The sequence below is a fragment of the Aquibacillus sediminis genome, assembly GCF_005870085.1.
GTDB lineage: Bacteria > Bacillota > Bacilli > Bacillales > Amphibacillaceae > Aquibacillus_E > Aquibacillus_E sediminis.
Window position 1 is genome coordinate 1 of sequence record NZ_SZNM01000010.1, and the last position, 25,515, is coordinate 25,515.

The 25,515-nt window shown below is 37.4% G+C and carries 26 protein-coding genes; 12 read left to right on the top strand and 14 right to left on the bottom strand.

Features of this window, described 5'->3' with window-relative positions; all coding sequences use genetic code 11:
• Nucleotides 1-87 (top strand): IS3 family transposase (locus FCI53_RS10995; RefSeq protein ID WP_138417204.1); only part of this gene is annotated, 87 nt, incomplete at its 5' end.
• A 75-nt stretch (nt 88-162) separates the two neighbouring features.
• On the opposite strand, the gene FCI53_RS11000 is transcribed toward FCI53_RS10995, so the two are convergent.
• The 8 genes from FCI53_RS11000 to katA all read right to left on the bottom strand — a co-directional run bounded on the left by FCI53_RS11000 (nt 163) and on the right by katA (nt 6,860).
• Entirely contained in the window at nt 163-552 is a 390-nt protein-coding gene (locus tag FCI53_RS11000) for an ectoine synthase (protein WP_138418793.1), read from the bottom strand.
• Nucleotides 553-642: 90 nt separating this feature from the next.
• Entirely contained in the window at nt 643-1,902 is a 1,260-nt protein-coding gene (gene ectB, locus FCI53_RS11005; RefSeq protein ID WP_425457175.1) for a diaminobutyrate--2-oxoglutarate transaminase, read from the bottom strand.
• A gap of 128 nt (nt 1,903-2,030) precedes the next feature.
• Nucleotides 2,031-2,564, bottom strand: coding sequence for a diaminobutyrate acetyltransferase (gene ectA, locus FCI53_RS11010; RefSeq protein WP_425457176.1), 534 nt, complete (start codon nt 2,562-2,564; stop codon nt 2,031-2,033).
• Between the two features lie 272 nt (nt 2,565-2,836).
• On the bottom strand, nt 2,837-2,983 hold the full coding sequence (locus tag FCI53_RS11015; protein WP_138418797.1) for a YfhD family protein: 147 nt from the start codon (nt 2,981-2,983) through the stop codon (nt 2,837-2,839).
• A gap of 76 nt (nt 2,984-3,059) precedes the next feature.
• Nucleotides 3,060-3,668 carry a DNA-3-methyladenine glycosylase gene (locus FCI53_RS11020; protein WP_281279529.1) on the bottom strand — a complete coding sequence of 203 codons (609 nt, stop codon included), beginning with the start codon at nt 3,666-3,668 and terminating at the stop codon, nt 3,060-3,062.
• A 23-nt stretch (nt 3,669-3,691) separates the two neighbouring features.
• Nucleotides 3,692-4,648: a calcium/sodium antiporter gene (locus FCI53_RS11025; RefSeq protein WP_138419036.1), complete on the bottom strand. Its 957-nt coding sequence runs from the start codon at nt 4,646-4,648 to the stop codon at nt 3,692-3,694.
• 257 nt (nt 4,649-4,905) lie between these two features.
• Nucleotides 4,906-5,172, bottom strand: a complete 267-nt coding sequence (locus FCI53_RS11030) for a DUF1450 domain-containing protein (protein ID WP_138418800.1) — start codon at nt 5,170-5,172, stop codon at nt 4,906-4,908.
• A gap of 224 nt (nt 5,173-5,396) precedes the next feature.
• Nucleotides 5,397-6,860, bottom strand: coding sequence for a catalase KatA (katA, locus tag FCI53_RS11035; protein ID WP_138418802.1), 1,464 nt, complete (start codon nt 6,858-6,860; stop codon nt 5,397-5,399).
• A 487-nt stretch (nt 6,861-7,347) separates the two neighbouring features.
• Here katA and FCI53_RS11040 point away from each other — a divergent pair, with 487 nt between their 5' ends.
• The 5 genes from FCI53_RS11040 (at nt 7,348) to FCI53_RS11060 (ending at nt 11,694) form a co-directional block, all read left to right on the top strand.
• Nucleotides 7,348-8,157 carry an ABC transporter ATP-binding protein gene (locus FCI53_RS11040; protein WP_138418804.1) on the top strand — a complete coding sequence of 270 codons (810 nt, stop codon included), beginning with the start codon at nt 7,348-7,350 and terminating at the stop codon, nt 8,155-8,157.
• Nucleotides 8,158-8,177: 20 nt separating this feature from the next.
• Entirely contained in the window at nt 8,178-9,146 is a 969-nt protein-coding gene (locus tag FCI53_RS11045) for a bile acid:sodium symporter family protein (RefSeq protein ID WP_138418806.1), read from the top strand.
• A gap of 189 nt (nt 9,147-9,335) precedes the next feature.
• Nucleotides 9,336-9,686, top strand: coding sequence for a DUF1360 domain-containing protein (locus FCI53_RS11050; RefSeq protein ID WP_138419038.1), 351 nt, complete (start codon nt 9,336-9,338; stop codon nt 9,684-9,686).
• Nucleotides 9,687-10,054: 368 nt separating this feature from the next.
• Nucleotides 10,055-10,456: a MarR family winged helix-turn-helix transcriptional regulator gene (locus tag FCI53_RS11055; RefSeq protein WP_138418808.1), complete on the top strand. Its 402-nt coding sequence runs from the start codon at nt 10,055-10,057 to the stop codon at nt 10,454-10,456.
• A 17-nt stretch (nt 10,457-10,473) separates the two neighbouring features.
• A complete protein-coding gene (locus FCI53_RS11060) occupies nt 10,474-11,694 on the top strand; it encodes an MFS transporter (protein WP_138418810.1) in 1,221 nt (406 codons plus the stop codon).
• Between the two features lie 233 nt (nt 11,695-11,927).
• On the opposite strand, the gene FCI53_RS11065 is transcribed toward FCI53_RS11060, so the two are convergent.
• The 3 genes from FCI53_RS11065 to FCI53_RS11075 all read right to left on the bottom strand — a co-directional run bounded on the left by FCI53_RS11065 (nt 11,928) and on the right by FCI53_RS11075 (nt 15,723).
• Nucleotides 11,928-12,731, bottom strand: coding sequence for an SDR family NAD(P)-dependent oxidoreductase (locus tag FCI53_RS11065; RefSeq protein ID WP_138418812.1), 804 nt, complete (start codon nt 12,729-12,731; stop codon nt 11,928-11,930).
• Nucleotides 12,732-12,827: 96 nt separating this feature from the next.
• The gene (gene adhE, locus FCI53_RS11070) at nt 12,828-15,437 is read right to left on the bottom strand and encodes a bifunctional acetaldehyde-CoA/alcohol dehydrogenase (RefSeq protein WP_138418814.1); all 2,610 of its coding nucleotides are present in this window, start codon (nt 15,435-15,437) and stop codon (nt 12,828-12,830) included.
• Between the two features lie 55 nt (nt 15,438-15,492).
• The gene (locus tag FCI53_RS11075; protein ID WP_138418816.1) at nt 15,493-15,723 is read right to left on the bottom strand and encodes a hypothetical protein; all 231 of its coding nucleotides are present in this window, start codon (nt 15,721-15,723) and stop codon (nt 15,493-15,495) included.
• A 165-nt stretch (nt 15,724-15,888) separates the two neighbouring features.
• On the opposite strand from FCI53_RS11075, the gene ltaE reads away from it, so the two are divergent.
• Nucleotides 15,889-16,911 carry a low-specificity L-threonine aldolase gene (gene ltaE / locus FCI53_RS11080; RefSeq protein ID WP_138418818.1) on the top strand — a complete coding sequence of 341 codons (1,023 nt, stop codon included), beginning with the start codon at nt 15,889-15,891 and terminating at the stop codon, nt 16,909-16,911.
• Between the two features lie 388 nt (nt 16,912-17,299).
• On the opposite strand, the gene FCI53_RS11085 is transcribed toward ltaE, so the two are convergent.
• Entirely contained in the window at nt 17,300-17,722 is a 423-nt protein-coding gene (locus FCI53_RS11085; RefSeq protein WP_138418820.1) for a pyridoxamine 5'-phosphate oxidase family protein, read from the bottom strand.
• A gap of 228 nt (nt 17,723-17,950) precedes the next feature.
• Here FCI53_RS11085 and ytzI point away from each other — a divergent pair, with 228 nt between their 5' ends.
• Together ytzI and FCI53_RS11095 are read left to right on the top strand one after the other, a co-directional pair.
• Nucleotides 17,951-18,106: a YtzI protein gene (gene ytzI / locus FCI53_RS11090; RefSeq protein WP_138418822.1), complete on the top strand. Its 156-nt coding sequence runs from the start codon at nt 17,951-17,953 to the stop codon at nt 18,104-18,106.
• A gap of 180 nt (nt 18,107-18,286) precedes the next feature.
• Nucleotides 18,287-18,832, top strand: a complete 546-nt coding sequence (locus FCI53_RS11095; RefSeq protein ID WP_138418824.1) for a ribonuclease H-like YkuK family protein — start codon at nt 18,287-18,289, stop codon at nt 18,830-18,832.
• A 47-nt stretch (nt 18,833-18,879) separates the two neighbouring features.
• On the opposite strand, the gene FCI53_RS11100 is transcribed toward FCI53_RS11095, so the two are convergent.
• Together FCI53_RS11100 and FCI53_RS11105 are read right to left on the bottom strand one after the other, a co-directional pair.
• Nucleotides 18,880-20,046 (bottom strand): iron-containing alcohol dehydrogenase, encoded by a 1,167-nt coding sequence (locus FCI53_RS11100; protein WP_138418826.1) that lies wholly within the window; start codon nt 20,044-20,046, stop codon nt 18,880-18,882.
• 134 nt (nt 20,047-20,180) lie between these two features.
• Nucleotides 20,181-21,068 carry an SDR family oxidoreductase gene (locus FCI53_RS11105; RefSeq protein WP_138418828.1) on the bottom strand — a complete coding sequence of 296 codons (888 nt, stop codon included), beginning with the start codon at nt 21,066-21,068 and terminating at the stop codon, nt 20,181-20,183.
• Between the two features lie 518 nt (nt 21,069-21,586).
• Here FCI53_RS11105 and FCI53_RS11110 point away from each other — a divergent pair.
• The 3 genes from FCI53_RS11110 (at nt 21,587) to FCI53_RS11120 (ending at nt 25,385) form a co-directional block, all read left to right on the top strand.
• On the top strand, nt 21,587-22,468 hold the full coding sequence (locus FCI53_RS11110; RefSeq protein WP_138418830.1) for a TetR/AcrR family transcriptional regulator: 882 nt from the start codon (nt 21,587-21,589) through the stop codon (nt 22,466-22,468).
• A 23-nt stretch (nt 22,469-22,491) separates the two neighbouring features.
• Nucleotides 22,492-23,934 (top strand): MDR family MFS transporter, encoded by a 1,443-nt coding sequence (locus FCI53_RS11115; RefSeq protein WP_138418832.1) that lies wholly within the window; start codon nt 22,492-22,494, stop codon nt 23,932-23,934.
• Between the two features lie 92 nt (nt 23,935-24,026).
• Nucleotides 24,027-25,385 (top strand): amino acid permease, encoded by a 1,359-nt coding sequence (locus FCI53_RS11120; protein WP_138418834.1) that lies wholly within the window; start codon nt 24,027-24,029, stop codon nt 25,383-25,385.
• The last annotated feature ends 130 nt before the right edge of the window (nt 25,386-25,515 follow it).

Here is a 25,515-nt window from a genome sequence, read left to right on the forward strand (position 1 = left end):
ATGGTTTACTATAACAATTATCGATATCAATGGAACTTAAAAAAGATGACCCCTATCCAATATAGGAATCATCTTCAAGTAGCTTAATCTCTTTTTTCATAGTGTCCTTGACACGGGTGCCAGTTTATACTTTATCAAGCCTGTCATCTTTTTTTTATTTATTTATTCACTATCATCTACAGGATACACGCCATTTTCATCATGAACTTCTTTGCCAGTTAATGGTGGGTTGAATACACAAACCATGCTCATACCATCTTTAGTTCGTAGTAAGTGTTCATCGTGTTTATCCAACACATAAAGGTCATCCTTTTTAATAGGCCAAACTTTATTGTCGCTAAGTGTAACAACTTCTCCTTCGCCTTCAGTAAGGAAAACCGATTCTAAATGGTTTTGATACCAAATGTGTGTTTCTGTGCCAGGTTTAATCGTTGTATAGTTAACCGTGTAACCCATACCATCCTTTTTAAGGAGCATGCGTTTGGAGACCCAATTACCTCCATCTACATCATGTTCAGTACCTTCAATGTCTTTTAAAGAAATTACTTTCATGTTTAGTTCCTCCTGAGAATTTAGTTAGTATAATGTATTCATGTGTCTCCCCAAGTAGGTTACTTGGGATTTTAATTTAATAGAATACCTTTAGTTTGTTACTGGTTCTTTTATTAAACTTTTTACACTTTTTTCAATAATTTCTAAGCCTTCCTTTAATCCGGCTTCATCAATGTTTAATGGTGGGAAAAGCTTAAATACTTCATCATTAGGTCCAGCAGTTTCCATGATTAGTCCGTTTTCAAATGCTTTGGCTGCAATCTTGTCCGCCAAACCATCTACTTCTGAAGAAATACCAACCATAAATCCGCGACCTTTAACTTTTCCTTTAAGCTCTGGATAATCATCAACAACTTTTTGTAAAAAGTTATAAATGATATCTGATTTCGCTTTAATATCCTTCTCAAAATTTTCGTCTTTCCAGTAGTCTAATGCTGCAGTTGCGGTAACAAATGCATGGTTATTACCACGGAACGTTCCATTATGTTCACCAGGTTTAAATTTATCAATTTCTGGGCGTATTAATGTGATTGCAAATGGTAAACCGTAACCACTTAGTGATTTTGACATACAAATAATATCAGGTTTGATTCCAGCAGGTTCAAAACTAAAGAAAGAACCAGTACGACCAACCCCTGCTTGAACTTCGTCAACGATAAGAAGGATGTCCCAACGCTTACATACTTGTTCAACTTTTCTTAACCATTCAAAGCTAGCAGCATTAATTCCACCTTCACCTTGAACTGTTTCAAGAATAATAGCAGCAGGAATGTCTACACCACTACCACCATCTTCTAGGAAACGTTCTAAATAGTCGATGGAGTCTTGTTCATTCACATAGTTGTCATATGGCATGGTAACAACATTTTGTAATGGAATTCCAGCACCTTTACGTTTCATTGCATTACCAGTCACGGATAGGGAACCGATCGTCATACCGTGAAAGCCGTTAGTAAAACTGATCACATCGGTACGACCAGTTACTTTACGTGCTAATTTCAACGCACTTTCGACTGTATTTGTTCCTGTTGGTCCAGGGAACATGATCTTATAATCTAGGTTTCGCGGTTTAAGAATGGTATTATTAAATTTATCTAAGAATTCAGCTTTTGCTGAAGACGCCATATCAAGTGAATGAGTAATACCGTCACTTGTGATGTATTCGATTAATTTTTCCTTCATCTTAGGATCATTATGTCCATAGTTTAATGCACCAGCACCTGAGAAGAAATCGATATATTCTTTACCAGCTTCATCCCACATTTTGTACCCTTTTGCCTTTGTAAATACGGTTGGAAAACTACGTACATAACTACGAACCTCTGATTCTAACTGATTGATAATATTCATATCATTACTCACGGTAATTAGTTCCTCCTTAATAGTAGGCATACCTTTTAATAAAGTATGTTTATTTAAAAAATATTTGAAATTTTTAAAATTCTATATGTGCAAAAATTCTATGTGTGAAAAAAATTCTATTTGCGTATTGGTCCAATTCGGAAATTTAATTCTGCTTCATGACCTTCGCCTGGAAATAGTTCCTCGGGAAATAGGTCACTAACTTCACATGTTGTATCATGGTCACGAGCAAGACGTTTAAACAGTGATTGAGATGCTTTGTTTGATGGAGTAACCGTTGCTTCAACGAATTGAACGTCCTGGCATGACTCTCTGTTAATAAGTTCATTTAAGAGTTTGGAGGCGATTCCTTTTCCCCGTTGTGAGGAATCTACACCAACTTGCCAGACAAAGACTACATCTTGACGTTCTGGGGGGATAAATGCAGTAACAAATCCAACGACCTTATCTTCTTCTTTTGCTACAACACATGTCTCGGCAAAATACTCAGCCATCATAATGTACTTATATGGTGAGTTTTGGTCCAGTGTTGAGCTGTTTACTAGTTCCCACATTGCTGCGCCATCTTCAACTGTTGGTTTTTCAAATGTAACAATTTTTTTCTGTGGGGCAGTTGCAATTTGACTGTTAATGGTAACTTCTCCCTTCACTTGCTTTTTTTTAACTAATTGTTCACATCTATAATGATAACCATCCAACACAACTTTTCGCAAACAAGCTTATTAGCCATTCATGGTCATTAATTGTGCTTTGCAACGATTAAACATAAAAAGGTTGCCTAAGTTAATAAATACTACAGAATTGTTAAAAATTCTAACAATTTATACGATTTTGCAATTTTTATTAGAATTTAATCTATGTTATGGAAGGAAGTGGAAACGAAAAAACAGCAGATCAAGTGTGATCTGCTGTTCCTATCTATTCATTTATTTTTATTTTGTGCGCGACGATCAGCAGCTTTCATTCGCTGTACAGCTTCCATGTCTTCGGAGTCTGCTAGTTCATAGGAAAATTCAACATCTTCTGCTTTTTCAATGTTTTGCTTTTGGTTCTTGTTGTTTTTGCTCATCGTAACCTTCCCTCCCTCTCTGTTATTTCTTTGTTAGTATGGAGTCATTTTAGAAAAGGTATGCGTTACAAACGTTTCATCTTGAAAGAAAGGGGTTGTCATCAATCCAGAATCGCCATGGATAATATTTAGCCTCGCCACTGTTTTCAATGCCGATTCTAGGACCGGAGACAATCGTGATCTTTTTAGTTTGGTGCGGTTTGGCTATCCAAAGGGGAGGCAACTGTAAGTCATGTCCATAATCCTCCATTTGGATTCCAAGTGCTTGTGTTAGCTTGCCTGGACCATTGGTTAGTTGCTGTTCTTTTTTAGCTTTTGGTCGACGTTTTACCATTAACTCCTGATTATAATAAGGTTGTATGGCACGAATAAGAACAGCCTCAGGGTGACCTACTTCACCACTTACTATATTAAATAAGCAATGTGTATGCATCGTATACGTATAGCAGTATCCAGCTGGGCCAAACATGACTTCTGTTCGTTTTGTTCGACGGTTATTATAACTATGGGCCGCGCGGTCGTTGGGTCCGATATATGCTTCTGTTTCTACGATCATACCTGCTGCAGTTCCTTCTGGCGTTTCTTTGACGAGAATACCTCCAAGTAAAGCTTTGGCAAGGTTGAGTGTTGGCATTTGATAGTCTGCGTTGGTTAAAAGGGTAAGATCTGAGAGCTTACGATCCAATCGTTATCAAATTCCTTTCTTCATTAATTTCGGATTATAATAAAGACCATATAAACAACGTAACAAAGGACTAAAATAAACCCTTCGAACCTTCCGATAGTATATTTTGATCTGGAAAAAAGCAAAAGTGTAGCTGTTAGTAAAATCATAATCAAAATATCAAAGAAGATTTTATTGGAAATATGAAGCGGTGATATTGTAGCTGTTGTACCAAGTACAAATAGGATATTAAAAATACTACTTCCAACTATATTTCCTAACGCAATATCACTTTGTTTCTTTAAAGCTGCAGCGGCTGATGTTACTAATTCGGGTAAAGAAGTTCCAACTGCAACAATGGTAAGACCTGCTAAGGTTTCACTCATTCCCCAAGCATAGGCGATTGCTGTACTACTATCTACTACTAAATTTCCACCAAAAACAATAGCGGCTAATCCAACAATGGTAAGTACAATATTTTTTCCCCATGTTTTTGGTGAGGTGGAGATGTTTTTTTCTAGAACTTGTTCTCGATCGTTTCTTGCTACTTCAAAAATGTAATTTAAAAAGATAAGTAAAAATAGTAATAAGATAATCCCATCCGAGCGCGTAAGCATATTGGTTGTCCCATTTTGTAAAAACATATCACTGATTAGCACATATAAGGCCACACATGTTAAAAGTGTAAAGGGAATTTCTTTCCGAACTGTAGCACTTTCTACTTTTAAGGGATAGATCAGTGCAGTTACCCCAATCGCTAGCGTAATGTTAAAGATATTGCTACCTACTACATTCCCTAATGATACAGTTTCTGTTCCGTGGACAGCTGCTGTAATACTTACAGTTGCTTCGGGGGCGCTGGTTCCAAAAGATACAATCGTTAAGCCAATTAGAAGAGGGGAGACGTGTAATAACCTAGCGATCTTTGATGAACCATCGACAAAAAAATCTGCGCCTTTAATTAATAATAAAAAGCCAATGATTAAAAGTATGTAATTAATTTCTAACACCACCAACAAATTAATCTATAAAATAGGTTAAACAAAAAATAAAAAAATTATTATACAAGTTTATATATCGGGAAGTCTAGGGTGATCGTATATGTATGTTTTTGATTTTTGATGATGAAAACAAGGGAACTCGGGTTCGAGGGCAGGATGTTCCTAAAAGCAACCATAGACAAACAAAGCCACCATGCTATATATCTAGACAAGACCTAAACATATATTTGGTGGCCATCATCATGAAGTTTTAACATTTATTCATTTGCTCTAACTTTTTTTATTTTTGCTAATACTTGATCAGGGTTATCGGCAAAAATTTTTTGTTTATTGTAGACAGCATACGATGAGATTGGACATTCATCACAATTGTCTAGGCACTCCATTTCGCGTAATTCAATTCCTTGTTCCTCTGCATAGTTTTCAAAGGCATCTAAATCTTCATCGTTATAAAATAAATCTAAATTGGTTGAACAGCATTGTATCAAACTCTTCTTACGTTTAAGTTTACTAAATATCCCCATTCTATCTCTTCCTTTTATTAAGGCTGTATAAACATTTTTTGTTTCTTCTATTATATAAGATGAAAAATATTATGGAAAGCTAAAGGCTGGTTGTGTTGCAGATAATGTAATTGTTTGTCGTAATATGACAGAGTCGGCTTTGATTTACTATGCTGCAAAACCTGTAAAATGACAATGAAAAAAGGCCGCTCACTAGGAACGACCTTAAACTTTATATAAGAAAACTATTTTACTGCATTAGGAACTTGTAAACCTAGACCTTCTGCAATCCGAGTACCAAATTCAGGGTCTGCTTTATAGAAATGCCCAATTTGACGAAGTTTAATTTCTTCTTTTTCAACTGGCTTCATATGATCAACAAAGTTTTGTACAGTACGTGTTTTTTCATCTTCGCTCATTAACCGGTACAGGTCACCTGCTTGAGTGTAGTGGTCATCACTATCATAGGCAACACTATCAGCAAATCCGGAAACTTCAAATGGATTAATTTTATTTTCTGGTGTTTCTTTTGGTCCGTCAAAGCTGTTTGGTTCATAGTTAACAGAACCACCTCCGTTGCCATCAAAACGCATATACCCGTCTCTTTGATAGTTATTTACGTCTACTTTTGAACGGTTAATCGGTAATGCATCATGGTTTGCGCCAACACGATAACGATGTGCATCAGCATAAGAAAATAGACGACCTTGAAGCATTTTATCTGGTGATGCTTCAATACCTGGTACGAATCGTCCTGGTGAAAATGCAGCTTGTTCTACTTCAGCAAAGTAGTTTTCAGGGTTTTTGTTAAGCACCATTTTACCTACTTCAATTAATGGATAGTCTTTGTGAGACCATACTTTTGTGACATCAAATGGGTCAAAACGGTACGTATTCGCATCTTCAAATGGCATGATTTGAACATATAATGTCCAGGAAGGATAGTCTCCATTTTCAATTGCATTGTACAGATCTTCTATATGATAGTCTGGATTTTCTCCAGCCAATTTATCAGCTACTTTTGCATCAAGGTTTTTAATCCCTTGGTCTGTTTTAAAGTGATATTTCACCCATACAGATTCTCCGTTTGCATTAGTCCATTTAAAGGTGTGACTTCCATAACCATTCATATGGCGCCATGTTGCAGGAATACCACGATCACCATGTAGGTAAGTGATTTGATGTAGTGATTCTGGTGATAAAGACCAGAAGTCCCAGACAGCGTTAGGATCTTTTAAGTGTGTTTTTGGATTGCGTTTTTGCGTGTGAATAAAATCAGGGAATTTAATTGCATCACGAATAAAGAATACCGGTGTATTGTTACCGACTAGGTCATAATTCCCTTCCTCTGTATAAAATTTAACCGCAAATCCTCGTGGGTCACGTACGGTATCAGCTGAACCAAGCTCACCAGCTACGGTTGAAAAACGAATAAACATTGGTGTGCGTTTACCAGCTTCTGATAAAAAGTCGGCTTTCGTATAGTTAGAAATTTCATCATTGGTAACTTCAAAGTATCCATGTGCACCGCCACCTTTTGCGTGAACAACACGTTCAGGTACTCGTTCGCGGTTGAAGTGTGCTAATTTTTCTAATAGGTGAACATCTTGAATTAAAGTTGGGCCACGGTGACCTGCTGTTATCGAGTTTTGGTTATCCCCAACAGGGCTTCCAGAAGCAGTAGTTAAGTATTTTTTTTCGTTACTCATTATGTGAACACCTCTCCTTAATAGTTTGATAGATAAGCTATAATCTGTCTCTTATTATAATACAAACTTTTTAAAAGTCAATATTTGTTTATAATAATTATAAATAATTATAGGTTGTTCCCTAATTTATATATGGTGTGAAAACACTAAATATGATAGTTATAAAGTTTTTTCGTATAAATGATTAGGAAAAACTAAATTTTGTACAAGAATAGATACAATATGTCATTTTTGTTTTGTTAAGTATATTAGTGGATTTTCCGTTGTAACAGTCCCTCTCTCTTTCCAATGGGTTCAGACTAACAATCATGGGCTAAGAGCAAAACCACCACGGACTTAAGTGTCAGTTTATTGAACGCGTGATTATTATTCTTATAACACTAATTGAGAATTAATAAACTTACAGAATATTCTATAAACAAATTAAAAGCAGTAATCCATTGAATATAGTAGAATAAAAGAAACTACTTTTATATAGGGGGCAATCATGGTTTTACATTTAAAGAATGTGTCGCTTATACGGGATGGGCATCAAATACTAAATGCAATTGACTGGGATGTAAATCAAGGGGAACATTGGGCAATTTTAGGTTTAAATGGTGCAGGAAAAACAGCGTTGTTAAACATGCTATGTGCCTACTATTTTCCAACACATGGTCAAGTAACTGTGCTCGGTAGACAATTTGGCAGAGATATTTTAGGAGAGGAACTCCGTAAAAAAATTGGTCTTGTATCTTCTTTATTAAAGAATAGATTTTATGAATCAGATAGTGCTTATCAAGTGGTACTAAGCGGGGCGTTTGCATCCATTGGTCTTTATGAGACGCCTACAGATGAAATGAGGGAAAAAGCACAACATTTACTAAAAGAATTAGGTTGCTTTTCTTATGCCAATCGACCTTTTCGCTATTTATCTCAAGGCGAGCGGCAACGCGTTATGATTGGTCGTGCTTTAATGGCGGATCCCGAACTGTTAATTTTAGATGAACCAACCAATGGTTTAGACTTTCTTGCTAGAGAACAATTGTTGGAAGTAATCGAAAAAATCACATTAGCCTCTAATGCACCGACAGTAATTTTTGTTACGCATCATGTAGAGGAAATTTCACCTTGTTTTCAAAAGGCATTACTATTAAAAGGTGGGGAAGTTTTTTCGAAAGGACCAATAAACCAAGTGATTGAATCAACGGTTTTATCTAATTTTTTTGAGCTAGATGTCGAGGTTGAGTGGTATGGTAAAAAACCATCTTTGCGTAGAAAAGTAACCAGTGTAAATCATCATGATGTGAAAGCATAAACGTAGGCGAGGGGAATAATATGTTACAACAAGTGAATAACAAATTAGAAAAAGCAATGCCGTTTATAGCTCCATCTAGTGTGATCATCGGTGTTGTTTTTTCTAAATATTTAACTCCACTGGATTTCTTAGTACCTTGGATTTTTGCGTTTATGACATTCATAGGTAGTTTGAATTCAAATTTTCGATCTTTATATAAAGCTGTATCGCATCCTTTACCGATTATAATTGCTTTAGTTACATTGCATGTGATTATGCCACTTTGGGCATGGGGGATTGGTTATTTAGCATTTAGTGGAGATATCTATACGATAACAGGATTAATTATTGCTATGGTAATTCCAACTGGTATAACGAGTTTTATATGGGTGTCCATGGCAAAGGGCAATGTAGCGTTAACCCTTTCTATTATTTTAATTGATACGATACTATCTCCATTTATTGTTCCATTTAGTATTTCTGTGTTAGTGGGGCAATCTGTTGAGATCGAAATTTGGAGTATTATGAAAGGTTTAATTGGCATGGTGGTAGTTCCATCGATTATTGGGATGTATTTAAACCAGTTTACCGCCGGGAAGTTACCGGAAGTTTTAAAACCTCGTCTATCACCATTTTCCAAAATTGGACTTGGTTGTGTGATCATGATAAATAGTTCGGTCATTGCACCATATCTAAGCAATATAAACTTAAAATTAGTTGCTATTGCAGTAGTCGTCTTTTTTATCGCATTTAGTGGGTATTTACTGTCGATGGGAATGGGGAAACTAGTCGGAGTAGATCAAGAAACGATGATTTCCTTAACCTTTTCGGGTGGTATGCGTAATATTAGTGCAGGTGCCGTGATTGCAGTTACCTATTTTGCACCACCAGTTGCTGTTCCAGTTGTAATAGGTATGCTATTTCAACAAATCATTGCCTCGATCTATGGAAAATGGATAAGTAAACACTTCCATAAACCACCAGTTCCTCAATACCAATATGGTACATAAAAAAAGGGGGCTATCCACTTTCGGTAGTCCTTGTTTTAATAATGCATCTACCCGCTCCCCGCTCTGAATACGCTAATGCAAGTCATGCATGCTTCACGGAGGAATTTACACCTAGCAACTCGATTACATTCGCACACGCCAATGTCAGATGAATAGAATATAGCATCCTATTTGTGCGGGGGGAAGTGTATCGTGTCATTGTTTAGTTTTCTTCTATTGGGATTGGCTACATTTCGTTTAACAAGACTACTCGTTTATGATCAAATAACTGAATTTCTTCGTGCACCTTTTCATGATGTGGTAGAGGAGGTGCAAGAAGATGGAACAGTCGAAGAAGTCATTCATATCAAAGGGGAAGGGATACGAAAGTTTTTTGGCGAGTTACTAAGTTGTCACTGGTGTACAGGGGTATGGTGTTCGATCCTATTGTATATTGGTTATGTTTTGATTCCTTATTGGATTACTCCGATCATAATGGTGTTATCTGTCGCAGCAGTTGCTTCAATTATTCAAGTATTTGTGGACTATTTTATGGTGTGAAAAGAAATGTGTCGAATAAAAACGCTAGGCATTCATCAGCCTAGCGTATGTTTATAACTTAATCTAATCTTTTGCTCTTCTTTTCTTTCTTCGTCTTCCAGTACCACAACCGCAGCCAGCTCTACGGCCTTTTTTCTTTCTTTTCACATCTTGACTCATTCTCTCACCTCATTATCTCCAATTTAGCATTACCGTACCTGTATCTATGTTTATGCAATTACGTTAAACAAGGGAAGGGCTGAAAACTAATTAACTGGTAAAATAAGCAAATGGGACTATTACTTTAAAACTTTACAAACACCGAAAAATAGGATAATGTGGTAAAAGTGCAAAATAGTTACCCAGGTAACTATATAGGAGGTTGTTTTGTGGACCAGCAACATTTGGTGCATTTATTGAACCAACGTGTGCGTTATATTAATAAAAGTTTAAACGAAACGCTAAAGCAATATGGATTATATAGTGCGCAGTGGTCTATTTTGTTTTGTTTGGTTACAAATGGTTCGATGACGCAAACGGAAATTTCAAACTATCTTAATGTTGAAAAGCCAACAGTCACTAGAACATTAAAGCGAATGGAAGCAAGTGGCTGGGTAGAAAAAGCACAAGGAAAAGATAAGAGGGAATTGCTAGTAGGTTTAACAGACATGGCGGAAATGAAGTATGAAGAAATCAAGGAAGTTGTTTCGATTCATGATCAAGAAATACTTACAAACTTAACGGAGGGAGAGAGAGAAACGTTATATAACATATTATTAAAATTAGGTTGAAAAAGGGGACTTTCAGCATGAGTAATCACAAACCAGCTATATGGACAAAGGATTTTATTAGTATTTCATTATCACAATTTATGGTATTTGTTGCCTTCTATACATTATTAACTACATTACCAATCTATGTGATTAGCAGCCTTGGTCGAAGTGAGGCAGAAGGTGGATTGATCGTTACTAGTATGCTAGTAGCAGCGATTATTATGCGTCCATTTTCAGGTAATTTACTAGATAAGATTGGGAAGAAAAATGGATTGGTAGGAAGCGTTATCCTCTTTACCGTTACGATGTTTTTATATATATGGATTGATCAGTATGTTCCGCTATTAGTGTTGCGCTTTTTACACGGTTTGTCGTTTGGGGTGTTAACCACAGCAACAAGTGCGATAGCAGCAGATGTTGTACCAATGGAACGCCGAGGTGAAGGGTTAGGATATTTTGCAATGTCAATGAATCTAGCTGTTGTCATTGGCCCTTTCTTAGGTTTATCGGCTATTCAGCTAGTATCCTTTCAAACGCTATTCGTTATATTAAGCGTCATTATGATTAGTGGTGTTGTGTTTTCGTTAGTGGTGAACGTATCAGAACCAACAAATAAAGAAGTACCGAAAACCGCCAGGCAAAAGAAATTTTCTCTACATGATCTATTTGAGTTTAAAGCATTTCCGATTGCCATGATTAGTGGTTTAGTCGCGATCGCCTACTCAAGTGTTCTATCCTATATTTCCGTTTATACGGAAACTATAGGATTGGCTGCAGTCGCAAGTTACTTCTTCGTTGTTTTTGCACTGATTATGCTTATTTCACGCCCATATCTTGGGAAAATGTTTGATTTGAAAGGTGCAAAATATGTTATTATTCCATGTTTATTATTATTTGCGATCGGACTAGTAATGTTAAGCTTTACTGAATCATTGTGGTTGTTATTAGTATCAGCTGCCATTATTGGGCTTGGAAGTGGATCACTATTACCTAGCTTTCAGACGATGTGTATTCAATCAACAGAAAAGCATAGAAGTGGTCATGCGACAGCAACTTTTTTCACCTTCTGGGATTCTGGAATTGCTCTAGGTTCCTATGTGTTAGGAATGATTGTTGCTCAATTTAATTTTCAAATCATGTATGTGATGTGCGCGATTCTATTAATCTCCGTGATGGGATTATTTATGATTCAACAACGATGGAGTGCAAGAAAGGCGGCTATTCCAGTCAAGGATACAGTTTATTCGAATGAATAAGCAGTTATCTTCATTATCAGGTTATTGTTATTGTGCAAAAGCTAACTTTCTATAAAATCAGCTCGTAGATTATCAAGGACTTTTTCTCACGTAATCCGGCAGTTATAAGCTTTATAACGTATATTTACGACTTTACTCTTATCGCCTAGTTTACTTGTAATTACCGATTTAGTGCGCATTAGCTAATGCGCACTAAGTGTAGTTTTACGAAGGGAGCTTTCTATATTAAACTATTACCTCATCACCGACCCACCAGAAATTTTCACAGATTCGCCTACAATATTAGTTGCAGCGTCAGTCAGTAAAAAGGCAATTGTGTTGGCTACTTCCTCAGGTTCAGTAATTCTTCCTGATGGTAATCCTTTATTTGCAAGTTCATACTGCTCTTCGAAACTACGATTTTCGCGTTTGGCCTTATTACGAATGGATGCTCTTCCCATATCAGTTTCTACATAGCCAGGACAAACCGCATTTACCCGGACATTATGTTCAATTGCTTCTAATGCAAATGATTGAGTGAAACCAATCAGAGCAAATTTTGATCCGCAATATGCTGTCCCCCCATATGTGCCACGTAGCCCAGATAGAGAAGAAACATTCACGATTGCGCCTCGTTTATTCTGTTTCATATTTTGATAAATTTCTTGTGTGAGAAGAATCGGAACGGTATAATTCAAGTCCATTACGGATTCAATTTCGGACCGTGTTAGGTTCTCGACGATATCTCCATCCATAATACCGGCGGAGTTTACTAATAAAGAGATAAATCCGTTTGCTGATTCAGCTGCTTTAATCAACATTTTTCGTTCACGATCGTTTGTTAAATCTGCTACATAACTAAATACATCTATATGGGAATGGTTTTGCTCAATCTCTTTTTTTAGTTTGCTTAACGCTTGTTGATTACGTCCAGTAATACTAAGGCTTGCCCCCATACTTGCTAAAGCAAGTGCAGTTTGGTATCCAATCCCTCGTGTAGCACCAGTTATTAGTACGTGTTCTCCTTTTAAACTGTCAGAAGCATAAATGTTCTTCACTGTTCATCACCCTTTGTCCGTGTTATATATATACTTCTATAGAACATAAGAAAATCCTCTCAGTTTGAACTGAGAGGATTGGTCGATACTTGTGTGTTAAACCCCTTTAAATGCCTTGCGATAAACTTCGGCAAGCTCTGTTACCAAAGGCAATTTAGGGTTGGCGGTTGTACATTGGTCTTCAAATGCACGGTCAGCTAGATAGTCTACTTTTTCTTCAAAGTCTTTTTTATTCACACCATTTGCTTCAATGCTCATCGGGATGTTTAGTTCTTTAGCTAGTTTAATAATAGCTTGAACTAAGCTTTCCACACCTTCTGAAGTAGTTCTGGCAGGGAGCCCCAATTCTTTAGCGATTTCTGCATAGCGTTGATCCGCAATAAATTGTTCATACTTAGGGAATGATGCAAATTTTTTCGGTTTTACTGCATTATATCGAATTACATGTGGTAATAGAATAGCATTAGCACGTCCGTGTGCAATCTCAAACTCAGCACCTAACTTATGTGCGAGACTATGGTTAATCCCTAAAAATGCATTGGCAAATGCCATGCCGGCAATAGTGGATGCGTTATGCATTTTTTCACGTGCTTTTTGATTGGATCCATCACGATAAGCAGTTGGTAAATAGTCAAATACGAGTTTGATCGCTTGAAGTGCTAATCCATCTGTATAATCATTGGCCATATTAGATACATAGGATTCGATCGCATGTGTCAAGACATCCATACCAGTATCCGCTGTTACGGTTGGTGGAACTGACATCACAAATTGTGGGTCAACAATCGCAACATCTGGTGTTAATTCATAATCTGCTAGTGGATATTTTACATTGTTTTCTTTATCGGTAATAACAGAAAAGGATGTAACTTCAGAACCAGTACCAGAGGTTGTTGGGATTGCAACAAATTGAGATCGTTTCCCTAACTGAGGGTATTTATAAACCCGTTTACGTATATCTAAAAACTTCTGTTTTAATCCATTAAAATCTGTTTCAGGGTGTTCGTAAAATAACCACATTCCTTTAGCGGCATCCATTGCAGAACCACCACCAATAGTAATGATTACATCTGGCTTAAACTCTTCCATCATTTTTGCCCCGCGCATAACGGTATCTTTGGACGGGTCTGGTTCTACATCAGAGAAAATTTCACAATGCACATAGTCAGGGCGTTTACGTAAATAGTATAATACCTTGTCGACATAACCTAGTTTGATCATCATTGGGTCGGTTACAATAAAGGCTTTAGAAATGTTTGGCATCTTAGCTAAATATTGTACCGCATTTTTTTCGAAGTAAACTTTTGGTGGAACTTTAAACCATTGCATATTCACTGTCCTTTTTGCCATTGTTTTGATATTAACTAGGTGTACCGCTCCAACGTTTGTTGAAACAGAATTTCCGCCATAAGAACCACAACCTAATGTTAGGGATGGCATATAAGCATTATAGATATCACCAATTGCCCCTTGAGAGGAAGGTGCATTTGTAATCAAGCGCCCTGCTTTCATTCTTCTTCCGAATGCCTGAATAACATGTTGGTCTTCTGAATGGATAACAGCAGAGTGACCTAGTCCACCAAATTCAAGCATTTCTTCTGCGCGTTGAAACCCTTCTTCTGTACTGTTCACTCTATAGCAAGCTAATACTGGGCTAAGTTTCTCGCGAGAAAGTGGGCATTCTGGTCCAACCCCATCTAACTCAGCAATTAAGATTTTCGTATCGTCAGGAACCTTTACCCCAGCCATAGCAGCAATCTTCACAGGACTCATCCCAACGATATCCGCATTGACTGCACAAGTATTTTCATTAATAACTAATTTTTCAACTTTGGCTTTTTCCTCTGGATTTAAAAAGTAACAATGATTATCGATTAAATCTTGTTTTACTTCTGTATAAATTTCTTTATCAATGATTACTGCTTGCTCTGAGGCGCAGATCATGCCATTATCAAATGTTTTGGATAAAATTAAATCGTTGACGGATCGTTTGACATTTGCTGTTTTTTCAATATAGCAAGGTACATTCCCTGGTCCAACCCCTAATGCAGGTTTACCTGAACTATAGGCGGATTTCACCATACCAGCACCACCTGTTGCTAGGATGAGTGATATGCCATCATGGTTCATGAGTGTTTGAGTCGCTTGTAAGGATGGTGTTTCAATCCATTGTATACAATGTTTGGGTGCTCCAGCACGTACAGCTGCTTCATATAAAACTTGAGCTGCAGCAGAACTAGATTTCTGAGCAGATGGGTGAAAAGCAAAAATAATCGGGTTACCTGTTTTAATCGAAATCAATATTTTAAACATGGTTGTTGATGTTGGATTTGTAACAGGAGTCACACCTGCGATAATCCCTATTGGTTCAGCAATCTCTACGACACCTTCATTTTCATTTTCATTTATCACACCAATTGTCTTATCGTACTTAATGTTGTGATAAATATATTCTGTCGAGAACATGTTTTTAATGATTTTATCTTCATAAATACCTCGTTTTGTTTCTTCAACAGCCATCTTGGCTAATGGCATATGTTGGTCTAAACCAGCTAATGCCATTTCCTTCACGATGTAATCTATTTGTTCTTGATCCAATTTTTTCATTTCTTGTAAAGCATGATTACCGTTGGATGCTAATTGGTCGATCATTTGATCAACAGATGGTGTTTGTTTCTTTTCCTTTTCCAGTTGAGTAGTAGCCATAAAAAAACCTCCTAGTTAATTGTGAAGTATTGAGCATAATGTGGTGAAAATAATGTCAGTCTATGCTGTTCGGATTCCGGGGGATCTTAATAAAAGAAACATCTTTAAACACTTTGCTATTTAATTTAATAGTTACAACGAAATTTTTCGTCCAAATGTAATTTGGTAAATCGGCATGGTCACTATATATCATTGCTTCAAACGAGTCACCAATCTTCTCTTCAAATTCGGCTTGCGTATAAAAATCGGTATTAGTTCTAAATGGTTTCCATTCATTTAAGATCATTTTTTTCACCCCTTCAATCTTTGTTAATAAAAGAGTATCATTTGATAACGTTTCCAAACCATTAAGTTTATGACATATTTGTGAAACACTTCACAAACTAATAAGTATATAAACCTAATTTTTCTATAGTATGATAACAATAGGATTATAAAGGGAGGAAGTAGTTTGATTGATTTAAGAAGTGATACTGTAACAAAGCCAACAGAATCGATGCGTTTGGCAGCTTATCAAGCGGAAGTAGGGGATGATGTATACCGTGAGGACCCTACTGTTAATCAGTTAGAAGAAACCGCTGCGGAAATGTTAGGTAAGGAAGCGGCATTATTTGTAACGAGTGGTACACAAGGTAACCAAATTGCGGCGCTAACCCATTGTCGACCAGGTGATGAAGCGATCCTTGAAGCAAATGCTCATATTTTCTTATATGAGGCTGCTTCTTTTTCTGCGTTAGCAGGTGTACAGTCACGTCCGATCATAGGGGACCGTGGTGCGATGAAACCGTCGGAGGTTGAAGCTGCAATACGTGTAGAAGATATTCATTTTCCAAGGACTTCTCTTATTTGTATAGAAAATACGCATAATAAAGCAGGAGGAGCTGTTTTACCATTAGAAAATATGGAGGCTATTTATCATGTAGCTGAGAAATATCAAATCCCTGTCCACTTGGATGGCGCGCGTTTATTTAATGCCTCCGTTGCATCAGGTGTGTCTGTGAAAGAATATGCAGCTTTTACTGATACTGTACAGTTTTGTTTGTCGAAAGGTTTAGGTGCTCCAGTTGGTTCCATTATCGCTGGTTCTAAATCATTTATTGAGCAAGCAAGAAAATGGAGAAAACGCTTAGGGGGAGGATTGCGCCAATCAGGTATTATTGCTGCACCAGGACTTGTTGGATTACGTGAAAATGTAGAACGTCTAGCAGATGACCATGCGAATGCCAAAAAATTAGCTGACGGTTTTGCGAATATTAATGGCTTAATAGTAGAAGGAGAAGTCGAGACCAATATTATTTTAGTAAATCTAAAGAATACAGAGCTTAGTGTTGAAGCCTTTTTAGAAAAATTACAAATACAAGGCATAGTAGCCGGTGCATATGGATCAAATACCATACGATTTGTTACCAACTATGGTGTTACAAAAGATGATGTGGAAACAGTGTTGAAAAAGGTGCAAATGATAGTAAGATAGTTGTAGTTGAATGCCGTGGTTGAATGAAACTCCGACATAGAACAAGATGAAAACTTAAGAAACGTGCACATTAGGAAGGGATTTTGCCTCAAATATAGACGAAAAAGAAATAAACGTGCACATCTAGCTTAAAAATTGATCCAAATGTACACGAAAACTTAAGAAACGTATACATTAGGAGGGAGTTTCAACTCAAATATAGACGAACACTAGTTAATTAGTACACATCTGGCTTAAAATTTTCGGTGAATATGAGTAATTATTTTTGAGCTAGGTCGGATTCTATGTTGACAATAGCAACAAAGGCAACAAAGGTCTTTAATGCCAAAAGGTACCAATAACAAATGATTGGTACCTTTGTTTGTCTAGCATTGTTATCCCAATATAATTAATTCAATTCAAGTATTTCAGGTTGATCACTTTCGTTCATAATGCGTATTTCACTTGGGTCAATATGTAATACCGTATAATCCGGGTCCTCTGGTCCATCAAACCATGGTTCTAAGTCATCATTCCAAAGCCTCTTTTTTATCTCACTCGAATCATAAACGGCAGCTTTCCCTTCTATTTCAAGATATGCATCATTCAATCCTTCTCCTTCATACCCAAGTAAAATGTGCACATTATCATTTTTATTAATATCATCGACTTTATGTGTTTGCTTGTTCGTGGCGGTATAAAGCGTAAGGTCATCATGAAAGAATGTCATATAACGTGAAAAAGGTTTCCCGTCTTTAACGGTTGCAAGTGTACCTAATTGATTATGATCCATCATTTCTTTGGCTTTCTGTTTTAATTCTGTTTGTTGCATAACGACACGCTCCTATTTCTATATATTCTTGCTCTCACTCCGTTGATCGCATAAGTATAAGTTAGATAAAGGTTTTCGTGAAGTACGTTGTTTTAAGGAAACATATAAGCTTAATATGTTCTAAACAGTCGAACATATACAATATAGTTAAGATAGTTGCTAAAACCTTGTGTAATAAGGTGGATGAAGTTATCCTAGAGGTATCAAATAGGGATGGGAGTTTTAAAGATGTTTGTGGTGATTGTAGTCTGTGTGATCGTGATACTGATTGTTTTAGCATTGTCTATCATGACAATTAATAAGGGGTATGGCTATAAACAAACAGTTGATCCATTGCCGAATGACGATGCAAACAAAGCAGAACATGATAACCAGTTGAAATAGAATATGGAAAAAAACTCCTTCTGTCAGTTTGAGGGAGTTTTTTATATGTTGTTTTAGGCATAAACACAATCAAGGAATACATAAACTTGAATATACTACTATATCTAAAAGTTTCCTATGACCACTGTCATGCAGAGAATATTCTTATTATGCGTACATTTGGAAAGGAGAAGGGAATTCATGAAGGGGGACGACCTTCCTTTAATAGAAAACATGAAGTTTAGAAACCTTTCCGAAAAAAATATGTCCTTTGATCGAGTCTTTGAACATATTATCGATTTTATGAAACAAGATCCAAAAGCAAATTACCGGTTAATTGTAGGCACAGACTCCCATGTGCATAAACTGCACACGATTTTCATTACAGGTATTGTGATTAAACGTGAAGGAAAAGGGGCTTGGTGTTGTTTACTACCTGTTAAAATCAATCGTAAGTTTATGAATTTGCATGAAAAAATTTCAATGGAAACAAGTTTAACCGAACAAGTAGCTTATTTGTTCGATGAGGAAAAGAAGAAACAGTTAATTGATATTGTGTTACCACATATTTATCGAGGCAGTTCTTTTACAATGGAAGGGCATATTGATGTTGGTTTGGAAAAGAGGTCATTGACACGTTTTTTGGCTCAGGAAATGATGACCAGAATTGAATCTGTTGGGTTAGAGCCAATTGTTAAACCTGATGCCTTTGTTGCTTCGGGGTATGCCAATAAGTTTACTAAATAAGAACATGCAGTAGGTGTATCCACCCTTACTGCATGTTCTTTGTTATATTATAATGCTGCACGGAAGATTGCGATGGAATCTTGTTTCGTGAGTTTTTGGAAATTGCCAAACTCTGGACGAGCAATCACCGTTTTGTCTGCCATTTCTTCCACACTATCTTCGGTGATCTCATAGTCTGCAAGGCGTGATGGTGCTCCAATACTGTTCCAGAATTCCCGCAGTTTTTCTATTCCTTCTAAGGCAACTTCTCGATCTGATTTCCCTTCTGCCTCCACTTCGAAAACACGCTCTGCTAATTGTTTAAAGCGACCGACATTTGCATCTAATGTATGTTTCATCCAGTGCGGGAACAGAATTGCTAATCCGCCACCATGGGGAATGTCGTGAACTGCTGAAACGGCGTGTTCGAGGTTGTGTGTCGCCCAATCGCCTTGGTATCCCATGTTAACCATTCCATTTAGTGCCATTGTTCCATTGTAAAGGATGGTAGCGCGGTGCTCGTAGCTTTCAAGATCTTCTAATAATTTCGGCGCCGTCTCGATTACTGTTTGAAGTAAACCTTCTACCATACGATCCTGTAATAATGTGTTTGTTTCATGATGGAAATAGTGTTCAAGTGCATGTGACATCATGTCCACAATTCCATATACGGTTTGGTTACGTGGTACAGAGAAAGTATTCACAGGATCTAAGATTGAAAACTTTGGATAGGCGTACGGACTACCCCAACCATGTTTTTCGTTTGTTTCCCAGTTGGTAATAACAGATCCAGCGTTCATCTCTGATCCAGTTGCTGCTAGTGTAAGAACAGTACCAAATGGAAGCGCATCTTCTGCAACAGCTTTCTTTGTTACGATGTCCCAAATATCTGTATCTGTTTTTGCACCGACAGCAATTGCTTTTGTACAGTCAATCGTTGATCCTCCACCTACTGCTAGAAGAAAGTCAATCCCTTCTTTTTTACATATATCAATCCCTTTTCGTGCTGTGGACACGCGTGGATTGGGCTCTACGCCAGGAAGTTCAAATACTTCAGCATCAATTTCAGCTAGTTTTTCTTTTACTAGATCATACAAACCATTGCGCTTGATACTTCCGCCACCATATACCATTAATACTTTCTTACCGTATTTAGGTACTTCTGCTGTTAATTGTTCTGTTTGTGCTTTACCAAAAATTAATTTAGTTGGATTATGGTATGTAAAATTGTTCATTTATTTGTCCTCCTTAGATGGAATATACTACATCGTAACATATATAGGATGCAAAATAAGAAAGCTATGCTTAACATAGTGTAACCAAATGTTAACGAGCTATTTAGGGACTGGCAAATAACCAGGCCCCATAGCTAAGAACTAACCATAGTCCCTCCATTTACATGAATGACTTGCCCGGATACGTAGGATGAATCATTTGAAGCTAGGTATACATATGCAGGTGCTAACTCATATGGTTGACCCGCCCGATTCATTGGAGGATTGGTGCCAAATTCAGTTGCAACATATTCGGCAGAAAAGCTAGAAGGGATTAATGGTGTCCAAATCGGACCAGGTGCAACGGCATTCACACGGATGCCTTGACCTGCAAGGTTTTGAGATAATGCTCTAGTAAAGCCAACAATTGCCCCTTTCGTAGCGGTATAATCAATCAACTTTTCATTTCCTTCATAGGCAACAATTGATGCAGTATTAATAATGGAACTTCCCTTTTTGAGAAATGGAAGAGCAGCTTTCGATAAATAAAAAAATGCATATATATTTGTTTTGAATGTATGATCAAATTGGTCATTGGTAATATCTAACAGACTATCTTGAGGGTATTGTACTCCGTGATTATTAATCAAGATATCCAGTTTTCCAAAGTAACGGATTGTCTGATCGACTACTGCCTGGCAGTTTTCCGCAATGGTTAAATCACCAACTAACAGTAAACATCGCCTACCTTGTTCTTCCACTTTTTTCTTAGTTCGCCATGCATCCTCGTTCTCATATTGATAGTAATAAGGTATGACGATGTCTGCCCCTTCCTTGGCAAAAGCGATAGCAGTAGCAGCGCCAATCCCACTATCTCCGCCAGTAATAATAGCTACTTTATTTTTTAGCTTTCCGGCCCCCTTATAGTTCGGGTCTTCAATGATAGGCCGAGGTGTCATTAAAGATTCGATGCCAGGTTGTTTAGGTTGGTGTTGAGGCGGGAATTGGTTTGATTGATTAGAAGAACGTTCATGGTTACGCATAACTAGTTTCCTCCTAAGTTAAATATCTACACACTACTATATTCGAATAAATTTCAAGTGTTAACATGCATAAAAATTGACGGCTGGGCTTGTCTGTACGTATAATCAGCGATAGTGTTATACTCGTTAGTTACAAAATGACTTATAAGTCACGAGGTTTTTTAAACTGCGCCGCAAAGAATATAGAATCTGACGTAACAAGGTAGGGTGAAGGATAACGTAATGAGGGACCAATTCAAGGGGGATGAACTGGATCGAGGTTCCGCTATTTCAATAAATAGAGCCTAAATACGGGTGAAAGCGGTTCGTGATTCCGCTATTAGGCCTAAAAGTAGCTAAAATAACTAGAAAAGTGGCGATTAGCGTAATGAGGGACCGCTTAGAAGCCAAAATGGATAAATTTTGCTAAATAACGGAATGAGGTTCCCGCCTCGATCTACAGGCAGCAAGGTTACGTCTGGGTTTCTACCAAATTCGATACATACCTAGTAACAGATTCTAAGAAAAGAGGTGGAGTAGTGGATCAGCGGAAAGAGCAAATTATGGAATCAGCTATAAGGTGGTTTTCTAATAAAGGGTATTTTGCAACATCCATGCAAGAAATTGCGGATGACTGTGGAATATCAAAGGGGCTATTATACAAACATTTTTCCTCCAAAGAAGATTTATTAATGGAAGTTTTTAGATACAATCATGACAAAATGGTACAAAAAGCAGGCTTTATTAAACTTGATCCGGATTTATCAAAAGAACAGCGTTTTAGGGGAATGGTAGTTGTAGAATTAGAGGGAATGATAGAGAATAAGGATTTTTTTAATGTGCTTTCCAAATCATTACCCATGGATAAAAATAAATTATTTTTCCCATTGTTGAAGAAAATAAGGGGTGAACTGCTTAATTGGCATAAAGAAACCATTTATCATGCATATGGTGAAAAGGTGAAGGACCATATTTGGGATATAACCATTGTGTTTCAAGCAATGATTAAGGAGTTTACATTTATCCTAACACAAGGAAATATGATCTTAGATTTAGATGAAGTGGCGGATTTTATCGTAGATTATGTAAATACCATCGTGGAGGCAAGGTTGCCTGAAAAGCCGTTACTTTCTTCAGTTATGATGAGAGAGTTTGAGGATTTGCAAAAAGGTATGGAACCGAAAACTGTGCAAGAGAAGTTGCAGGAATTGATTCAAAACATGACGCAAACTGTTAGCCGTACTGCTATGAGTGAACAAGAACGTCAAGATCTTCTTGCTACAGTTGACTTGTTGGCACAGGAAATAAAAGAAAAGCAACCAAGAACTTTTCTAATCCGTGCTTTACTTGCTTACATAGAGAAGTATCAAGGATTGAAAAACGATGTGCAAGTTTTTGAAAAGTTATTAGATTTAAGATAGATCGATAAAAGGGGATGAAATAGATGGGCAAGGAACAAACAGAAGGAATGGAAAACATCAATCGCTTACCTATAGTCATTGCGTTACTTGTGGGAGGATTTGTGTCTATTTTAAATCAGACATTATTTGCAACAGCTGCACCACATGTTATGGATGAGTTCGGGATTTCAGAGAATTCTGCGCAATGGTTGACTACTATTTTTATGCTTGTAAATGGTGTCATGATCCCAATAACAGCATTTTTAATTGAAACCTTTACAACTAGAAGGCTCGTTATGTCGGCAATGTCAATTTTTGGAGTTGGGACATTAATCTGTACGATCGCACCAACGTTTGAAGTGCTAATGGTTGGTAGAATCGTGCAGGCAAGTGGTGCAGGTATTATGATGCCCTTGATGATGACAATATTCTTAACGATATTTCCGATAGAAAAACGAGGAACAGCGATGGGGACAGTGGGGCTTGTTATTTCTTTCGCTCCAGCACTTGGACCAACGATTTCTGGATTTGTGGTCGAAAATTATCCATGGCGTTATATGTTCCTTGTTATTTTACCAATTATCGTAATTGATATTATTCTTTGTTACTTTATCTTGAAAAATGTGACACAACGGACATTTCCGAAAGTCGATATCTTATCGATTATATTATCCTCATTAGGCTTTGGTGGATTGCTTTATGGCTTTAGTAGTGCAGGAAATGTGAATGTAGGTTGGACAGCTCCACAGGTTCTGATCGCGCTTATTATTGGTGCGATCACATTGACACTCTTTATCGTGAGACAGTTTAAGTTGGAACAACCAATTTTAGAATTCCGAGTACTAAAATATAAGACATTTACGATTACGACCATAATTGGGATGCTTGTATTTGTGGGCTTAATTGGTTCAGAAACGATTTTACCAATCTACATGCAACAATACGCAGGTTTTACTGCATTGGAATCAGGTTTGATGATTATGCCTGGAGCGTTATTGATGGGGGTTATGTCCCCAATAACTGGGCGTATTTTTGACAAGGTTGGGGCTCGTTGGTTAGCGATCACCGGGCTATCGATTATGACGGTTACCACCTTTTTATTTACAAATCTATCCGCAACGACTTCTTTAACTTATTTAACGATAGTATTTGGTATTCGTATGTTTGGCATGTCGATGGTCATGATGCCAGTAACTACAGCAGGGTTAAACCAGTTACCACTTAAGTTAATTCCGCATGGTACGGCAATGAATAATACGTTAAGACAAGTTGCAGCATCGATTGGAACAGCAATACTTGTCACAGTGATGACGAGCGCGGCTTTGAATTCAGGACAGGACGCAACGCCAAGTGAATTAATTCATGGGGTCAATGTCGCCTTCTATGTGGCGACTGCTCTAACAGCCGTTGGATTAGTATTAACCTTCTTTATTAGTGGGAAAAAACCAGCAGATGAACGGGCGGCTCAAGTGCAAGCGGATAGTTAGATTTCTTTTAGAACAATATGTGTTATGGTGAATCGAATAATTCCTCCCTTTTTTTCTAAGACTAACTTAGACAATAAAGGGAGGAAAGGCATATGGGGCAAAAAAAGAAATCTGAAACAAAAAATTTAACATGGTGGAAGCTAGCGTTAGTCGGTATTGGTAGCATTATTGGTACGGGCTACTTTCTAGGTTCTAGTATTGCGATTAAACAAGCTGGTCCCTCAGCTGCTTTTGCTTTTGTTATAGCTGCTATCACTACCTATATTGTGTTTGATTCCCTTGCCAAACTTACAGCTGACCACCCGGAAAAAGGTTCCTTCCGTTCTTATGCTAAAAAGGCGTTTGGCCGTTGGGCTGGATTTAGTAATGGTTGGGTATATTGGTCATCAGAACTATTAATAATGGGGAGTCAATTAACTGCTCTTGGGATCTTCTCAAAGTTTTGGTTTCCTAACACACCGATTTGGTTATTTGTGACGATTTATGGTGTTCTTGGAATTATTGTTATTTTAACTGGAATTCATGGGTTTGAACGTTTTGAAAATGTAGCAGCAGTAGTGAAAGTAGCTGCAATCTTGATGTTTATTATCATCGCTGGCGCAGCCATCTTTGGTTTGCTTGATGGAGAACGTCCTCAGTCGTCTGTAGAAGTAAGCTTACAAGGACTGTTGCCAAATGGTGTCATGGGTTTATGGACTGCAATGATTTTTGCGTTTTACTCATTTGGTGGTATAGAAATTATGGGGATTATGGCTAATGATTTAAAAGATCCCAAACAAGCGCCGAAGTCTGGTCGTGTCATGCTTTCGACTTTGGCAACTATCTATGTCATTTCCATTGTTTTAGCTGTTTATTTAGTATCATGGGATAAGTTCACTGCAGATGAGAGTCCATTCATTGTTGCTTTAGCTAGTTATGATTTAAACTTTGTGCCGCATGTTTTTAATGGTGCATTAATCATTGCAGGCTTTTCCACAATGGTTGCGTCTCTCTATGCGATTACAACGATCATGGTTACGTTATCCAACGATGGAGATGCCCCCAAGTTCTTTTCCAAGACTAGTAAAAGAAATATTCCATTTCGAGCATTAGGGCTGACAGTAGTAGGATTACTTGTTTCGATCGTCGTTTCATTGCTATTGCCTGATAAAATTTATGAATATTTTACAACTGCTGCGGGTCTAATGTTGTTATATACTTGGTTGTTTATTTTATTTTCCTATCGAAAATTAATGCCCCTGGGAGCAGGGGGGAAGATGAAGCAATCCATTGGGGTTGTCTTTATTGTTGTGGCCGTTTCAGGGACATTATTTAATGGCGATAGCCGCCCCGGATTTTTTGTTAGTGTCGCTTTTCTTCTATTAATTGGGATTGTTACTTATATGATGCGTAACAAGTGGAAAAAACAGCCGAAAAAAACAACCCCTGGTTCATTATTTAAGAAGCAGTAGGGGTGGATGTAACGGAAGAAGGTGGGTTGTGCAAGGAGGAACCGGTTCGTGGTTCCGCTAAAGGCTCGAAAAGTAGCAATAATGCGGACGAAGCGGTCTTAAATTCCGCTAATGCTCTGAAAGTAAATGA

Bases quoted from the DNA above. Each gene is read 5' to 3' on its own strand.
- FCI53_RS11000 (WP_138418793.1), bottom strand. From the start codon at position 552: ATGAAAGTAATTTCTTTAAAAGACATTGAAGGTACTGAACATGATGTA.
- ectB (WP_425457175.1), bottom strand. From the start codon at position 1,902: ATGAATATTATCAATCAGTTAGAATCAGAGGTTCGTAGTTATGTACGT.
- FCI53_RS11015 (WP_138418797.1), bottom strand. From the start codon at position 2,983: ATGAGCAAAAACAACAAGAACCAAAAGCAAAACATTGAAAAAGCAGAA.
- FCI53_RS11030 (WP_138418800.1), bottom strand. From the start codon at position 5,172: ATGGGGATATTTAGTAAACTTAAACGTAAGAAGAGTTTGATACAATGC.
- katA (WP_138418802.1), bottom strand. From the start codon at position 6,860: ATGAGTAACGAAAAAAAATACTTAACTACTGCTTCTGGAAGCCCTGTT.
- FCI53_RS11040 (WP_138418804.1), top strand. From the start codon at position 7,348: ATGGTTTTACATTTAAAGAATGTGTCGCTTATACGGGATGGGCATCAA.
- FCI53_RS11045 (WP_138418806.1), top strand. From the start codon at position 8,178: ATGTTACAACAAGTGAATAACAAATTAGAAAAAGCAATGCCGTTTATA.
- FCI53_RS11060 (WP_138418810.1), top strand. From the start codon at position 10,474: ATGAGTAATCACAAACCAGCTATATGGACAAAGGATTTTATTAGTATT.
- adhE (WP_138418814.1), bottom strand. From the start codon at position 15,437: ATGGCTACTACTCAACTGGAAAAGGAAAAGAAACAAACACCATCTGTT.
- FCI53_RS11075 (WP_138418816.1), bottom strand. From the start codon at position 15,723: ATGATCTTAAATGAATGGAAACCATTTAGAACTAATACCGATTTTTAT.
- FCI53_RS11085 (WP_138418820.1), bottom strand. From the start codon at position 17,722: ATGCAACAAACAGAATTAAAACAGAAAGCCAAAGAAATGATGGATCAT.
- ytzI (WP_138418822.1), top strand. From the start codon at position 17,951: ATGTTTGTGGTGATTGTAGTCTGTGTGATCGTGATACTGATTGTTTTA.
- FCI53_RS11095 (WP_138418824.1), top strand. From the start codon at position 18,287: ATGAAGGGGGACGACCTTCCTTTAATAGAAAACATGAAGTTTAGAAAC.
- FCI53_RS11100 (WP_138418826.1), bottom strand. From the start codon at position 20,046: ATGAACAATTTTACATACCATAATCCAACTAAATTAATTTTTGGTAAA.
- FCI53_RS11105 (WP_138418828.1), bottom strand. From the start codon at position 21,068: ATGCGTAACCATGAACGTTCTTCTAATCAATCAAACCAATTCCCGCCT.
- FCI53_RS11115 (WP_138418832.1), top strand. From the start codon at position 22,492: ATGGGCAAGGAACAAACAGAAGGAATGGAAAACATCAATCGCTTACCT.
- FCI53_RS11120 (WP_138418834.1), top strand. From the start codon at position 24,027: ATGGGGCAAAAAAAGAAATCTGAAACAAAAAATTTAACATGGTGGAAG.